Annotated in this window: 13 protein-coding genes; 4 read left to right on the top strand and 9 right to left on the bottom strand. The window is 67.4% G+C overall.

Annotation, left to right across the window (positions count from 1 at the left end):
* Positions 1-5: 5 nt before the first annotated feature.
* The 4 genes from AC1DZA_RS10065 to AC1DZA_RS10080 are packed head-to-tail and all read right to left on the bottom strand — an operon-like array spanning position 6 to position 3,728.
* On the bottom strand, positions 6-680 hold the full coding sequence (locus AC1DZA_RS10065) for a TetR family transcriptional regulator (protein ID WP_476760756.1): 675 nt from the start codon (positions 678-680) through the stop codon (positions 6-8).
* Entirely contained in the window at positions 677-1,585 is a 909-nt protein-coding gene (locus tag AC1DZA_RS10070) for a shikimate dehydrogenase (protein WP_476760755.1), read from the bottom strand. Before AC1DZA_RS10070 ends, AC1DZA_RS10065 begins: the two co-directional genes overlap by 4 nt.
* Entirely contained in the window at positions 1,582-1,884 is a 303-nt protein-coding gene (locus tag AC1DZA_RS10075; protein WP_476772646.1) for a Dabb family protein, read from the bottom strand. Before AC1DZA_RS10075 ends, AC1DZA_RS10070 begins: the two co-directional genes overlap by 4 nt.
* Positions 1,881-3,728: a bifunctional sugar phosphate isomerase/epimerase/4-hydroxyphenylpyruvate dioxygenase family protein gene (locus tag AC1DZA_RS10080; protein ID WP_476760753.1), complete on the bottom strand. Its 1,848-nt coding sequence runs from the start codon at positions 3,726-3,728 to the stop codon at positions 1,881-1,883. The genes AC1DZA_RS10075 and AC1DZA_RS10080 overlap by 4 nt, the downstream gene beginning before the upstream one ends.
* Before the next feature lie 133 nt (positions 3,729-3,861).
* Here AC1DZA_RS10080 and AC1DZA_RS10085 point away from each other — a divergent pair, with 133 nt between their 5' ends.
* Both AC1DZA_RS10085 and AC1DZA_RS10090 read left to right on the top strand, forming a co-directional pair.
* Positions 3,862-4,620 (top strand): IclR family transcriptional regulator, encoded by a 759-nt coding sequence (locus AC1DZA_RS10085; RefSeq protein ID WP_476772647.1) that lies wholly within the window; start codon positions 3,862-3,864, stop codon positions 4,618-4,620.
* Positions 4,621-4,623: 3 nt separating this feature from the next.
* Positions 4,624-5,388, top strand: a complete 765-nt coding sequence (locus AC1DZA_RS10090; protein WP_476760751.1) for an IclR family transcriptional regulator — start codon at positions 4,624-4,626, stop codon at positions 5,386-5,388.
* 75 nt (positions 5,389-5,463) lie between these two features.
* On the opposite strand, the gene dctP is transcribed toward AC1DZA_RS10090, so the two are convergent.
* A complete protein-coding gene (gene dctP, locus AC1DZA_RS10095) occupies positions 5,464-6,381 on the bottom strand; it encodes a TRAP transporter substrate-binding protein DctP (protein WP_476772648.1) in 918 nt (305 codons plus the stop codon).
* 43 nt (positions 6,382-6,424) lie between these two features.
* Here dctP and AC1DZA_RS10100 point away from each other — a divergent pair, with 43 nt between their 5' ends.
* Together AC1DZA_RS10100 and AC1DZA_RS10105 are read left to right on the top strand one after the other, a co-directional pair.
* Complete coding sequence (locus AC1DZA_RS10100) at positions 6,425-7,927, top strand: Gfo/Idh/MocA family protein (protein ID WP_476772649.1); 1,503 nt, start codon at positions 6,425-6,427, stop codon at positions 7,925-7,927.
* Positions 7,928-7,937: 10 nt separating this feature from the next.
* Positions 7,938-9,299, top strand: coding sequence for an FAD-dependent oxidoreductase (locus AC1DZA_RS10105; protein WP_476772650.1), 1,362 nt, complete (start codon positions 7,938-7,940; stop codon positions 9,297-9,299).
* A gap of 26 nt (positions 9,300-9,325) precedes the next feature.
* Here AC1DZA_RS10105 and AC1DZA_RS10110 read toward each other — a convergent pair whose 3' ends face one another.
* From AC1DZA_RS10110 to AC1DZA_RS10125, 4 genes are all read right to left on the bottom strand, one after another.
* Complete coding sequence (locus AC1DZA_RS10110) at positions 9,326-9,772, bottom strand: type II 3-dehydroquinate dehydratase (protein ID WP_476761586.1); 447 nt, start codon at positions 9,770-9,772, stop codon at positions 9,326-9,328.
* 9 nt (positions 9,773-9,781) lie between these two features.
* Entirely contained in the window at positions 9,782-11,062 is a 1,281-nt protein-coding gene (locus AC1DZA_RS10115) for a TRAP transporter large permease (protein ID WP_476761585.1), read from the bottom strand.
* A 3-nt stretch (positions 11,063-11,065) separates the two neighbouring features.
* Complete coding sequence (locus tag AC1DZA_RS10120) at positions 11,066-11,794, bottom strand: TRAP transporter small permease (protein ID WP_476761584.1); 729 nt, start codon at positions 11,792-11,794, stop codon at positions 11,066-11,068.
* Between the two features lie 135 nt (positions 11,795-11,929).
* Positions 11,930-14,620: an outer membrane protein assembly factor BamB family protein gene (locus AC1DZA_RS10125; protein WP_476772651.1), complete on the bottom strand. Its 2,691-nt coding sequence runs from the start codon at positions 14,618-14,620 to the stop codon at positions 11,930-11,932.
* Positions 14,621-14,733: the final 113 nt, after the last annotated feature.

A 14,733-nucleotide genomic window follows, 5' to 3' on the forward strand; every position in this document is an offset into this window, starting at 1 on the left:
CCCGGTCAGGGCACGCGTCGGTCGTTGTGACGATCCGTCATGGTCGCAACGACCATGTCGCCGATGAGCCGTCGGTGCGACTCCTGGAGTGCGGGGTCGAGCATGTCCCGATCGAAGATGGCGGCGAAGGTGTGCCGGTTGGCGACGTGGAAGCACGCGTAGGCGCTGATCATCATGTGCACGTCGACGGCATCGACGTCGTCGCGGAAGATGCCGTCGCGCACGCCCCGCTCGATGACCTCCTCGAGCAGCGTGATGGCGGTGACGTTCTCGCGCAGAATCGTCTCCGACTGGCGCAGGTGCTCGGCGCGATGGATGTTCTCGATGCTGACGAGCTGGATGAACGCCTCGTGCGTCGTGTGGTGATCGTACGTCGCCTCCGCGAGGGTTCGCAGCGCGTCATCCGGTGACAGCTCGTCGATCTGGATCCCGCGCTCGACCCGGCGGATCTGCGCGTAGACGCGTTCCAGGACTGCGAGGTACAGCCCCTCCTTCGAACCGAAGTAGTAGTAGATCATGCGCTTCGTCGTGCGCGTGCGCGCGGCGATCTCGTCGACCCGGGCGCCCGCGTAGCCGTTCGCGGCGAACTCGGCGGTGGCGACCTCGAGGATGTCCCCCTGGGTCCGGATCGCCCGCTCGGTCATCCCGTTGTCGCGCACATCGCTCAGCCGATCGCTCATTGCGAACTCCCTCCGGCGCGGGACTGCCCCTCAGCGCGGACGAGCGCACGGAAATGCCGCTCCATCCGCTCACGATCGGGCCGCAGGCCCGAGATGATTCGGAGACTAGCGCATGCCTGCCCCACGGCCATCCGCCCACCGTCGAGCACGGGATGCCCGCGCTCGGCAGCCTGCCGGACGAGTTCGGTCTCGAGGGGTCGGTAGACGACATCCGACACCCAGGCTCCCTGCCGCAGCAGGTCGGGGTCGAAGGGGATCCCGGGGTGATGGAGCATGCCCATCGGCGTGGCGTGGACGACGCCGTTCGCGCGCGCGATCGCTCGGGGGACGTCGTCCGGTGCGATCGTCCCGATGCGGAGCGCCGGGAAGTGCGTGCGCATCCGTGCGGCGAGGTCTTCCGCGCGGGTGGGGTCGACGTCCACCAGGTCGAGCCGCTCGGTGCCCTCCGAGAGGAGCGCGTACGCGGTCGCCGCCCCCGCACCCCCGCAGCCGATCTGCACCACGCGCTCGAACGATGCTCCCGGCAGGCCTGCCACGAGACCGTCGCGATACCCCATCCAGTCCGTGTTGAACCCGATGAGACGGCCATCGTCGAAGACCACGAGGTTGACTGCTCCCAGGTGAGCGGCATCCGAGTCCAGCTCATCGACGAGGTCGACGACGAGCTGCTTGCAGGGGTGGGTGATGTTCATCGCCGCGAAGCCCGCGGACTCGGCTTCGGTGAGGATCGCGCCGACGTCCGTCGCCGGGCGGCCGAGCTCGATCAGGTCGAAGATGCGGTACTCGTAGTCGAGTCCCATCTCCCGGGCTTCCGCCTCGTGCATCGCCGGCGTCAGGGATGCGGTGATGCCCTCGCCGATCAGGCCGACGAGGTAGCGCCCTCCGAGGTCACGCGCACCGGTCACGAGGCATCCGGAATCTCGAAGTCGACCGTCGCAAGCGACACCTTCACAGGTGCGGAGATCTTCAGCACCTCGGCATGGGCCGGATGCTGCGTGTAGGCGGCCAGTCCGTCGAGGTCGTCGAAGTCGGCGACGATGGCGAGCTCATGCGAGGTCGGTCCTCCGAGCACATCCGGACCGACGCTCATGCTGCGCAGCTCGGGGATGTGACTCGGCAGTGCCCGCAGCAACGACATCCAATGCTCTCGCTGTTCCATCGTGAATTCCGGGACGAATCGAAAGACGGCGACGTGCCGGATCACGTGAGCACCCCCCGACGTACGGCGTGGCGATGCTGGTACTGGGCCGCGAGTCGGACGGGCGCGTTGAGCGCGCCGTACCCCGCGTATCCGCCGCGACGCTCGACGACCTCTAGGAACACGGTCCCGATGGGATGCGTGTAGAAGTGCAGGAATTCCCCGGTCTCGTCCCGGTCGTACATGACGTTCAGCTCCTTGAGCTCGTCGAGGAGCGCAGGCTCGAGCTGGTAGCGCGCCTCGATGTCGTCGTAGTAGTTCGCGGGGATGTCGAGGGGCCGGAAACCGCGGTCACGAGCCGCACGAGCGAGCGCGAGGGCATCGGATGTCGCGAAGGCGAGGTGCTGCGGAAGGATCGCATCCGCGCGCGCACCCGAGGGCACCAGGTTGAGCGCGATTCGCAGGATCTCGTTGTCGCTGTGGAGGACCTGGCTGCGTACCAGGCCCACCGGTGCGGCCACCTCGATCGACGCCTCCGTGCGCAGGTCGAGCACCGAACGGAAGAAGAGCACCGCTGCATCGAAGTGCTGCCAGGGCTGGGCGAGGTTGACGTGATCGATACGTTCGACCATCTGCGGGTCGCCGTGTTCAGGGGCGCCGAACTCACTCACCCATGCCGGCGTCGATTCTCCCGCGGCACCGAAGAACACCTCCGACCCGTCAGGCGCTCGAACACCGACGAGGGGTTCCTCGCCTGTTCCCTCCTCCCGAGGAACGTCGGGAGCGAACAGGTCTCGCGCCCGTCGCAGCGCAGTGGCAGGATCACTCACGGAAAGGCCGATGCCCGCGACCGTCGGCCGCATCTGCTCCGAATCCGGCGCGCCGAGCACGATCCGAACGGCGCCTTGCGACCACAGCTCGACCGGCTTCGTCCGGTGTTCTCCATGGGAGCGGAACCCCAGTTGCCCGAGCAGGCGCCTGAGCTCGTGCACCTCGCCGGTTCGCAGCTCGACGTAGTTGATGTCGGCAGGGGGCTCGACGGCGGGAAGCCCGGCCGTGCGCATCCGAGCCGCACCTCCGCCCGCCGCGGCGCCCAAGGAGGCGGCGGTCTCATGCTCGAGCCAGCGCAGCGAGCGTCGGGCGTCGACCGCCGTCGCGAGGGGATCAGCCTGGCGGAACGTGTCGTTGAAGATCTCGAGTGAGACAGGACCGTCGTAGCCCGTTCGAACCAGGTGTGCCATGAACGTGCCGAGGTCGAAACCGCCCTCGCCCGGAAAGAGGCGGTGGTGCCGGCTCCACGAGAGCACGTCCATCGACAGGAGCGGGGCGTCCGCCATCTGCACGAAGAAGATCTTGTCGGCGGAGATGGTCTCGATCGCCTCCGGACTGTGGCCCTTCGAGAGGATGTGGAAGCTGTCGAGGCAGAGGCCGATGCGTGGGTGGTCGGCGAGCCGCACGATGCGAGCGGCTGCTTCATAGCTGTCGACGAATCGGCCCCAGGCGAGCGCCTCATAGGCGACGCGAACTCCGAAGCGCTCCGCGACGTCCCCGAGCTGGCGCAGTTGGGCAGCGGCGAGCTGCTCATCCCCGCTCCGCGCCGTAGCGACGTTGCTGCACAGCAGCAGGGTTCGGATGCCCAGGCGATTCATCAGGGCGAACTTCGACGCGGCCCGGCGAAGGTTCTGGTCGAGGAGTTCGGGGCCGACACCCTCGAAGTCGCGGAAGGGCTGGTAGAGGTCGAGGGACAGGCCGAGCTGCTCGGCTCTCGCGCGGATCGCCTCAGGGGACTCGGGCGAGGCGACCAGATCCGGCTCGAAGATCTCGACGCCATCGAATCCCGCCTCGCGCGCGGCGACGAGCTTCTGGTCGAGTGTGCCGCTCAGGCAGACCGTGGCGATCGATGTGCGCATGGCACCCTTCTGCGTCCACCGCCATCGGTGTCCGCCTGGTTCTGAAAACAGCATTGCATGGATCTGTACGAACTAGTACGTTCGGAATCAAGGGCGGTCGACGACGATTCAAGCCGCTGGGAGGGGATACTCGATGACGAGTTTCGCCGAATGGAACACGGTTCCCGCTCGGCCGGGCGCACCGGCCTCTGTGCTCGGTCGCATGATCGCGATCCTCGATGCCGTGAAGGACTCCGGCGGCTCGATCTCGATCACCGATCTCGCGTCGACGACGTGCCTGCCGAAGTCCACCGTCTCGCGCCTCGTCGCGGAGCTGACCGCACAGCGCTACGTCGAGCGCACGGAGGACGGCGTGACCCTCGGGTTGCGCCTCTTCGAGCTCGGCACGCGCGCGAGCCTCCCCCGCCGGCTGCTCACCGCCGCGGCGCCAGTCATCCGGCAGCTGCGGGATGTCACGGGTGAGCGGGTGGGGCTGTGGGTCCAGCAGGGAACGGACATGGTGTCGATCGCCGCCGTCGCGGGTCGCCTTCCGATGCTCCCCACCCGAGCCGGCATGCGCTCGCCCGCGCTGACCACCGCCAGCGGCAAGGCCTACCTCGCCTTCTGCGCCGATCAGGATGTCGTGGACCGGGTGACCGCGCCGCTCATCGACGACGACGCCGATCACTTCCGCGCCGAACTCACGCATGTGCGCGCCTCCGTCGTCGCGACGGACCTCGAGGTCTCCTACCCCGGCATCTTCGCCGTCGCGAGTCCCGTACTTGCGGGTGACCGCGTGGTGCTCGGCGCGATCTCGATCGCCGGACCCAGTGGAGCGATGGACCCGGATCGCGTCGCACCCCTCGTGCGTGCCGCAGGCACGAACGTCAGCCGTCGACTCACGGCCGCGTAAGACATGCGCACCGCGGAGTGGACTGATTCGATCAGCGTGCTCGACCGCGTGACGGCCGTCTTCGACGCGTTCGGCGAGGAGGACGAAGGGCTCGGTGTCTCGGAGCTGGCCCGGCGTGCCAACCTTCCGAAGTCCACGGTCTCTCGGCTCGCCGCCGATCTCGTCGCGCAGCGCTTCCTCGACCGCGATGGCGCCAAGCTCTACCTGGGCACTCGCCTCTTCGAATTGGCCATGACCGTCGAGCAGCCGCGAAGGCTGCGCCACCTGGCGCTTCCGGTGATGACCGAGCTGCGCGACGCGACCGGTCAGACGGTGAACCTGGCGGTGCTCGAAGGCGCCGACGTCGTCTTCGTCGCGATCGTGCGCGGCGAGTCCGCGTCGAAGCCGTTGGCGAGGATGGGCGGCCGCCTCCCCGCACACGCGACGGCACTCGGGAAGGCCATCCTGGCCTGCTCACCGCAGGACGTCGTCGAGCGCGTCATCCGGGGCGGCCTTGAGGTGCGCACGCCGCACACGACCTCCGAGCCGTCGGCATTGCGGCGCGAGCTGATCGAGATCCGCAGGCTCGGGGTGGCGACCGAGAATGAGGAGTGCGCCATCGATCGCGCATGCGCGGCGAGCCCGATCCTCGGCCATGGTGGCGCGCCCGTCGCGGCGATCTCCGTGACCGGGACGGTCTCGGACGTGGTCCCCGACCGCGTCGCTCCGGCCGTGCGCGCCGCCGGGATGACGCTGAGTCGTCGGCTGGGCACGAGCCCGGCGCACTGATCCTCGAGCCGGTCGGACACTCGGAAAACGGGGTGGGTGCGTCTGCACACCCACCCCGTTCCTGCCTCGCGGAGGTCAGTCCGCGGTTTCGCGGATCGCCTGGTAGGCCTCGAGGTTCTCTCCGCTGAAGTAGCCCTCGAAGAACTTCTCCGCCTGACTGATGAAGGCATCCATGTCGATGTCCTCCTTCTCGATCACCGTGAACGCGTCGTTCGCGCGGTACTCGTCGAGGATCTCCTCGGTCGCCTCTTCGACGCACTCCCGGTTCTCGGGGCGGATCTCGTGGACGGTCTCCTCGAGCAGAGCCGTCTGCTCCTCGCTCATCTTCTCGTACGTCTTGTCGCTGACGAGGATCCAGTGGATGCCGACGTTGTGGTCGTTCAAGATGGCGGTGTTGAGGACCTCATCGTAGCTGGACGAGTGCGTCGCGACGATCGGGTTCTCCTGGCCTACCGCGATCCCCTGCTGCAGGGCGGTGTAGACCTCTTCGACCGCTACCGACACGGGGCTGGTCACTCCGAGCGCTTCGGCATTCGCGAGGAAGATCGGGGAGTTCGGGAATCGGATCGGCACGCCCTCCAGGTCATCGGGGCCGTGCACCTCGACGTCCTTGGTCGTGAAGGTGCGGTTGCCGAAGAACCAGCCGTCGACGATGTTGACGCCGGTGGCCTCATGGAACCCCGAGAACAGGTCTTCCGAGCCCTCGTCGATCCACTTGAACGCGTGGTCCACGTCATTGAACGCGTAGGCGGCATCGACGACGCCGATCGGCTCGTACGTGGCGCTGAGCGCGGACGCACCCTGCAGGTCGATATCGATGTCGCCGGCCTGCACGAGCGGGAAGCGGTCTGCGTCGGGGCCGAGCTGACTTGCCGGATACAGCTCGACGGTGAAGCCGATATCGGCTTCCTCGAGTCGCTCCTTGAGGAGCTCGACTCCGCAGAAGTAGTTCGGGGTCTGCTCGTTCTGGCTCGTCGCGACAGTGATGGTCACGGGCTTGTTGTCCGAAGCGCCCGCGTCACCGGACTCTTCGGGAGTGCCGCCGCCGCCGGCACAGCCGGTGACGACGAGGGTGGTTGCTGCGAGCACCGACGCGGCGATCAAGCCTCGGCGCGTCGATCGGGCTGTGCCCATGGGACTCTCCTCTTTTCTTCGCACGTCTTCGTGCAAGCGCCGACGTGAGATCGGTGGCCGAAGCGCGACATGCAGTCGACATGCTTCGCACGGGGCGAGATCGTCGTCGACCACGCTGTCAAGCTACGGCTCGGTGGCAGTGCCGACTCTTACGGACTTCGATCGGTTCGCAAAGCGATGTCCCGTCGAGTGGAACATGCTGGCCCGGGGTTCCAGTGGAGACGTCGCCGCTGAATGGAACGATTCGTGTGCGTCGATTCATCCTGCCATACGCTCGGTTCCGACCGGCGCAACGGCGACGTTGCAGGGAGGCCCCATGACCGCATCCGAAGCACCCCCTCTTCGCATCGGAGTGGTCGGAGCAGGTTTCATGGGGCGGCAGCACATCGAGTTCATTCGAGCGGCCCCCGGGGCCGTCCTGGCTGCGATCGCCGACCCGTTCCTGTCCGCGGACGTGCGTCACGACGGTCCGATATATGCGGACGTGGTGACGATGCTCGACGCAGGTGGGATCGATGCCGTCATCATCGCCAACCCCAACTCCCTGCACGTCGAGACAGCGGTCGAATGCCTCGAGGCCGGCGTCGCGGTGCTGCTCGAGAAGCCGATCGCCACGGACTCCGCTGATTCGCGTCGCCTCGTCGACACGGTTGCCAGGCTCAACGGGCGACTCCTGGTCGGCCACCACCGCCGCCATCATCCGGCCGTCGCAGGTGCCCGCACCGCCATCCGCGACGGCGAGCTCGGAGAGATCGTCGCCGTCAGCGGGCTCTGGTCCGCGCGCAAGGACGACGCGTATTTCACCGACACGCCATGGCACCGCGAACCGGGCGCAGGCGTCATGCTCATCAACGTCGTGCATGACCTCGACCTCTTGCGGCACCTGTGCGGCGAGGTGGCCGAGATCCAGGCGATGCGCGGTTCGCACGCCCGTGGCCTCGAGGTCGAGGACACGGTGTCGCTGAACCTCCGATTCGAGTCGGGAGCGGTCGGAAGCTTCCTCGCCTCCGACGCCGGGGTATCCCCGTGGGGATGGGACCAGGCCACCGAAGAGACGCTCGCGTTCCCATTCCTCCCCGACGAGGTCGCCTACCGGATCGTCGGCACGCGCGGGGCGCTGTCGGTGCCGAACCTCGCGAAGTACACCTATGGTCCGTCGGTCTCCCACGACTGGCATTCGCCGCTCTCTCGCACCTACCTTCCCGTCGAACGGCGCGGTTCCTTCGAGGCGCAGCTCGACCACTTCATCGACGTCGCACGTGGAACGGCGGAGCCACTCGTCACGGCCGACGACGCCTCCCGCACGCTCGCACTCGTCGAAGCGGCGGCGCTCGCCGCCGGCACCTCCGGGACGGTCGACGTCGCGCGGTTCCGGGCGGAAGTCGAACCACCGGAGCAGTCGTGACCGGGCAGCGATGACGACGCGGCGTGGTCGGGTGTTCGACGCGATCGTCGTCGGCGGAGGACTCGCAGGCCTGGCCGCGACGCAACGCCTCGCCGAGAACGGACTGACCGTCGCCCTGGTGGAGAAGCGTGATCGGCTGGGAGGCAGCTCCGCCTTGAGCGGAGGCTGGTTCGCGTTCTCCGCCACCACCCTCCAGCGCCGAGCGGGGGTCGAGGATTCCGACGACCTGTTCCTGGCGGACATGGCGGCGACCGGCGGAGGCTTCGCCGACGAGACGCTGCTGCGCGCGCTCGTCGACCGGCAGGCCGACGCGGTCGCGGCGATCGATCGTGCGGGGGCATGGACCGATGAGCTCAAGGTCAGTGCCGGAATGACCGTCGCCCGCGCACACCTCGTCCGCATCGGCGACCTCCTCGCGCACCTCGAGGACGAGGCCGTCGCGGCGGGTGCCGTCATCCTCACCGGCCACCCGGCCGGTGACCTCGTGACCGATGGATCCCGGGTGATCGGCATCACGTCCGGGAGCGGAGACCTCATCGCATCCTCAGGCGTCGTCCTCGCCAGCGGCGGGTTCTCGCGCTCGCGCGAGCTGCTCGACCTGTTCGTGCCGGATCAGGCTGCCGCCATGCCGTACGGAGGCGTCGGCAACACCGGCGACGGACTTCGAATGGCATGGATGCTCGGTGCCGGCCTCGCCGACATCGGGCACATCGCCGGCACCTACGGCCAGCACGCGGAAACGAGCGACGACGAGCACGAGCTGTTGACCGCCAATTACCTCGGCGCGATCCTCGTCAACATCCACGGTCAGCGCTTCGCGGACGAGTCCGAGTCGTACAAGATCCTCGGGTCGGCGGTGCTGGGCCAGCCGGGCCGGACTGCCTTCCAAGTCTTCGACGCCGTCGTACGGGCCCGTTCGAAGCCCGGCGTCCCGCTGTCGGACATGGAGCGCCTCGAGGAGCTCGGACACCTCGTGAGCGCACCGACGATCCCTGCGCTCGGGCGCGAGCTCGGGATCCCGCCGGAGCGGCTGGAGCGCACCGTTGCGCACTACAACGAGATCGTGTCAGGGCGCCGCGATGACCCGTTCGGACGGACGGGTCTCGTGAACGGGGTGGGCACGCTGGTGCGCCTGGAAACCCCGCCGTTCTACGCCTACGCCGCCGTGACCGCGATGACCTCGACGTACGGAGGGCTGAGCGTCAGGGCCGATGCGGCAGTGAAGCGGGTAAACGGAAGCCGCATCGAGGGGCTGTACGCCGCGGGTGAGGTCGTCGGAGGCTTCCACGGCGCCTCCTACATGACCGGAACAGCGCTGACGAAGGCACTCGTGTTCGGGATCCGAGCCGCCGACTCGATCGCCCGCAGCTGACCCGTCGCACGACTGCCAGGCGCTCGCTACGCGTCCTCGGGCGCCAACCGGTCGGCCGCACGAATCGCCAGCTCATATCCGTAGACGCCCGCGCCGGCGATGACCACCTGTGCGACCGGCGACACGAGGGAGTGGTGGTAGACGGCATCCCGGGCGTGGATGTTGGTGATGTGCACCTCGACAATCGGAGTCGTGAGCATTCGGAGGGCGTCAAGGATCGGCACGGACTGGAAACTGAAACCCGCGGGGTTGATCACGACGGTCGCCTGCCGGCGAAATGCCTCGTGCAACCACTCGACGATCTCGTGCTCGGCATTGGATTGGGCGAAGAAGAGGTCGAATCCCAACTCGCTCGCCACCCGTTCGCAGTCGCCACGAACATCGTCCAGCGTCGAAGAGCCATACACCTCGGGCTGGCGCAGGCCGAGCATGTTCAAGTTCGATCCGTTCAGCACGAAAAGCATCCGTGACATGGATGACTCCTACATCAGGCCGAGCAACGTCGGCAGGCTCGTGACGATCACCGGGAACAGGGTCAGGAGCAGCAGTACCGCCCCGAGCGGGATCAGGAAGGGAAGGATGCCGCGGAAGAGCTCTCCCATCGGCCTGCGAGTGATCGAGCCGACGACGAACAGCACTGCGCCGACCGGTGGTGTCAACGAACCGATCATCAGGTTGAGGATCATGATGACGCCGAGCTGCACTGGATCGATCCCGAACTGCGCGATGATCGGCATGAGGATCGGCACGAGCACCAGGATCACCGGCGGCGCCTCGAGCGGGATGCCGAGCAGGATCAGCAGCACGTTGAGCATCAGCAGGAAGACGACCGGATTGTCGGTGAATCCCGTGAGCCACTCCCCCAGCAAGCGCGAGACCTGCTCGCGCGCCAGAACTTGGCCCATGAGGTTCGACGCGCCGAGGATCAGCAGGATCCCGCCCGAGATGACGACCGTCTCCTTGGCCGACTTCCAGAACACGCGCCAGTTCAGGGTGCGGTAGATCGCACCGAGGATGAGCATGTACACCGCCGCGATGCCCGCGCTCTCAGTGGGCGTGAACAGCCCACTGAAGATACCGCCGAGGATGATCACGGGGAGCAACGCCGGTCCGATCACTCGCACGGCCGCCTTGCCGAGCATCGAGCCGACGAAGGGCCGGCTCACCGCGACGTCGGGGTGGCGCCGGACCCAGAAGAAGACATAGGCGGCCAGCCCGACCGCCATGAGCATGGCCGGGATGATCGAGCCTGCGAACAGGGCACCGGTGGAGATGGACGCGGTCGCCGCGAAGAGCACGGCGGGAATGCTGGGCGGCATGACGGTGCTCATCAGCGAGCCCGATGCCGTCAGGCCGGCCGAGAACCCGTACGGGTACCCCGCCTTGAGCATCTGAGGGATCTGGACCTTGCTCGTCGACGCGGCATCGGCGAGCGCGGAGCCGCTGATCCACGAGAAGCCGATCGCAGTACCGAGGTTCACGTATGCGAGGTTGCCCGGGAGCCGCGGCAGGAGCGCCCGCGCCAGGTCGTAGAGCCGCGTGGCGATGCCCAGATGATTGGCAATGGTTCCGACGAAGATGAACAGGGGGACCGCGAGCAGCGGGAAGCTGTTGATGCCGTTCACGATCGACGAGATCGCATAGCCCGCCGAGAGCCCGTGGCTGTAGAAATACAGCATGCTCGACCCGATCATCGCGAACGCGACGGGGACTCTCAGCAGCAGCAGGATGACGAACAGCAGGATGTAGAGCCAGAGATCCAAGTGTCAGCCTTCCATCTCGCCGATATCGAGCTTGCGCTCCGGACGGTTTGCGAACGGGATCTTGAAGGCCGAGTGGATCGCGGCCGACAGGAAGCCGACGAGGGCGAAGAGGTACAGCACGCCCATCGGCATGTGCATCGCCGCGCTGAGCCTGCCCCACTCGGTCTCGATCTTCACGAACGCCTCATACGCGAGGGCCAGGCTGATGATGACCATGAGGGCCGCCGAGACGACCCGCAAGGCGACGAAGAGCCGGGATCCGGCAAGGAGGTCGTCGAACATCTCGAGCACGATGTGCCCGTTGCGTCCGACGAGATAGCCCGTCGTGATGAAGGTCATGGCCACCATCGACATCAGGGCGACCTCGCCGGCGCCGACCCAGCTGATCGACGGGAAGTACCGTCCCAGCACCTGATACATGACGCCGAAGACGATCAAGGTGAAGAGCGTGACGCCGAGCGTGATCTCGACGGCCGAGAGGACCCGAATGAAGCCGGGGTCGGCCGGGACACCCTTGTTGAGTTCGGGCCCCGCGTAGAAGGTGTCGGTATGGGGGTAGATCGAGTCGCCGAGGGCAGCCTCCGACGCCTTCCGCGTTGCGTCCTCAGACTCGGCGGGCTGGCCCTCCTCGGGCTCCGGCCCCGGTTCCTTGTCGGTCATGGCGTCACCGCCACGGTGTCGGGGTGCATGGTCAACCTCTCTGTTGATGCGGGGTCCGGCGTGCTCGCGCACATCTGTGCCCCTGTGACTCTGGTCTGCCATCCGGCATGTGCAAAGTCGAGTCTCGCCGAATGGGACACGGCCCGCACAGACCGATCCGCCTCCATCGATGACGACGGAGACGGATCGGTGTCGTGTCGGAATCGGCTACTTGCGGATGCTCACCGTCGCGCTCGACGAGAGTTGTTCCTGCACGCCTTGGGCGTTGAGGACGTTGGCCCTCAGGGTCAAGTTCACCTCGCCGGTCGGCACGTTGTTGTCGACGTCCGCGGCGTCGAACTGGACGATGATCCGGTTCTTGTTGGCCGTCACCTTCGCGGCCGGGATGGGAGCCGGTGAGAGCGGAGTGACCAGGACGGCACCGCTTTCATAGCTGTATCCCGATGGCAGCTCGAAGTGGGCCGAGATCGTTCCGTTCACACCGGTGAAGAGCCCGGTTCCCGAACCGAGATCGAGCCGGGCCGGCGTGAACTTCAGCGCTCCCTGCAGATCCTGCGGCTCGAGGTAGACCTCGATCTTGCCGGTCGGCCGCGGATCGGTGCAGTCGTTGAAGAAGTACTCGCCGGCACGGTCGAACGTGTGCTGGTACGTCTCTCCAGGCTGCAGCTCGACGTCGAACTCACCCTCGAAGAATTGCGTCGCGCAATGCGGCTTCAGGTTCGGGAAGTTCGGGAACGTCTCCGCCCCGGGGTTCCGGAACGTCACTGTCGTGCCGACGGGCACGCGCAGGTGGGTGGGCTGCATCCCGTTCTGCGACACGCTGTCTCGCGCCGCTGCGGTGTCGGCAGTGCTGCTGGTCCGTGCGAGGAGCACCGTGTTGCCGACCGTCTCACCGGCGACGGCCGCACCGCCCACCGGCCGACGGATCGACAGTGGTGCCGTGTCGGGTCCCTCCTGGCTTCCCGACTCGGTCGTGTAGGTCCCGCCGAGCTTGAAGGCCCAGAGCGAGTCGCCCTGCGTGACGGACGCCCCGTACGGGTTGGTCGATCCGGCGGCGAACACGGCGACGTACTGCTCGCCGTCGACCTCGTAGGTGACCGGCGCCGATGCGATGCCGGAGCCCGTCTGGAAGCTCCAGAGGACGTCGCCGTCGGCGGCATCCATCGCCAGGACCTCGCCATCGATCTGTCCGACGAAGAGCAGGTCGGATGCCGTCGTCAGCGGTCCTTGGCCGTGCGACATGTCCGTGCCGAGGTGGTTGCGCCACGCGACCTCGCCGGTGGACGCGTCGTAGGCCAGGATGCCGCCGGTCTGGTACTGCCCGATCGCACGCAGCCCGTTGGAGGCGGCGCCGTCATAGTGCGCGACCGGGTTCGTGCCGTACGGGAAGTAGACCAGGTTCGTGCTCTGGCTGTAGGAGTTGTTCGACCAGTCGCCGCCGCCGTTCTGACTCGTGGTCGACAGGATCGGCGCTTGGAACTGCGGATCGTACAGGCAGCCCTCGCGGTGTCCCGACGAACCCGCAGGATAGTCGAGGAACGGCTCGTCGACCGAGACGTAGCTGCCGGGGTTGAACACGAGGTTCCCCTCGGCATCGGCCTGGTACCCGTTGTAGTTCGGCACACCGCGCCAGGGGTTTCCCGGCACGTTGTCAGCGTCGAGCTTCTCCCACACGACGCAGTCCGGCAGGAGCCGCGTCTCCGGCATGGGCTGCGTCGCCGCGTTGTGCTGGCGGGAATCCGTGATCACGGGCTTCTCGGTCACAGGCAGCACAGGCCCGCCGTTGGTGCGGTCGATGACGAACTGGTGGCCTGACTTGCTGCCGTAGAAGGCGACCTTTCGCTCCTCACCGTCGACCGTGATGTCGGCCAGCGTCGGCGGGTGCACGTTGTCCATGTCCCACACATCGTGGTGGATGGACTGGTAGTGCCACTTGAACGTGCCGGTCCGTGCGTCGACGGCGACCATCGTGTCCGAGAACAGGTTGTCGCCGGGGCGCCCCGTGGCGTTCTGCGACGACGTGCAGCTGCGCGCGTTGCCGAAGGTCATGATGTAGTAGCCGAGTTCGGGGTCGACGGCGCCGTGCATCCACGACGTCGCACCGCCCTCTTCCGCGCAGTCCGTGCCGTCGGCCTGCACGGGGCCCCAGGTCGCCGACGCGTCGAACGTCGCGCCATCCAGGCCCGTGAAGAGCTCGCCGCGCTTCGGTCCCCCGAAGAAGTGCCAGAGGTAGTGGCCGTCGCTCGCGTCCAGGGCGACGACCGCACCGCGGTCGCCGTCCGCAGCGTGGGCGTAGACGATTCCGTCGGAGTAGACCGTCGCGACCTTGCCGACGCGGCCGAGGTCTTCGCCGTTGGGCCCGGTGGGCTGCACCGCCCACACCTCAGCGCCTGTCGCCTGGTCGAGGGCGACCACGCGGTTGCCGCCGGCCAGGGTGAAGATCTTCCCGTCGCCCGCCGAGACGCCGCGCCGAGTGCCCGACGTTCCGTAGGCGGGCTTGTCCCACTTCCAGATGGCGTCCCCCGTCACGCCGTCGACGGCGATGACGCCGCCGCTCGGCGTATCGAGGTAGATGACGCCGCCGACGACGATCGGCGTCGTCTGCTGTCCGACGTTGGTCGACGCGGGTGCGACGGCCGACAGGTGCGTCCGCCAGGCCGGTGCGAGATCCTTCAGGTTCTGCTTGGTGATTTCCGTCAGACCCGAATAGTGCTGATTGCCGAGGTTGCCGCCGACGGTCGGCATGTCGGCGCCGGTCGGCTCGAGGCCCGTCAGCCCTGCGGGCGGGGCCGGTTCGGCGGAGCCCGCCAGTCCATACGCGGGTGACGCGGCGACCGCGAACACCATCAGTGCTCCGATTCCCGCGACTCCCAACCTCGTGGTCAGTCGTTTGCGCATCCGTTGACTCCTTGATCGTCGTTGATCCGGCGACGGATGAGCTCTCGCCCTTCCGACGTCGCCCTGGGTGCCGCCCGGCTCCTCCGACGTTGGGATCGGTGAATCCGCGGGTC

It is taken from the genome of Agromyces sp. P2_B3 (genome assembly GCF_056404815.1).

Coding starts and splice junctions, on each gene's coding strand:
- AC1DZA_RS10110 (WP_476761586.1), bottom strand. CDS start 9,772: ATGTCACGGATGCTTTTCGTGCTGAACGGATCGAACTTGAACATGCTC.
- AC1DZA_RS10065 (WP_476760756.1), bottom strand. CDS start 680: ATGAGCGATCGGCTGAGCGATGTGCGCGACAACGGGATGACCGAGCGG.
- AC1DZA_RS10080 (WP_476760753.1), bottom strand. CDS start 3,728: ATGCGCACATCGATCGCCACGGTCTGCCTGAGCGGCACACTCGACCAG.
- AC1DZA_RS10105 (WP_476772650.1), top strand. CDS start 7,938: ATGACGACGCGGCGTGGTCGGGTGTTCGACGCGATCGTCGTCGGCGGA.
- AC1DZA_RS10085 (WP_476772647.1), top strand. CDS start 3,862: ATGACGAGTTTCGCCGAATGGAACACGGTTCCCGCTCGGCCGGGCGCA.
- AC1DZA_RS10125 (WP_476772651.1), bottom strand. CDS start 14,620: ATGCGCAAACGACTGACCACGAGGTTGGGAGTCGCGGGAATCGGAGCA.
- AC1DZA_RS10090 (WP_476760751.1), top strand. CDS start 4,624: ATGCGCACCGCGGAGTGGACTGATTCGATCAGCGTGCTCGACCGCGTG.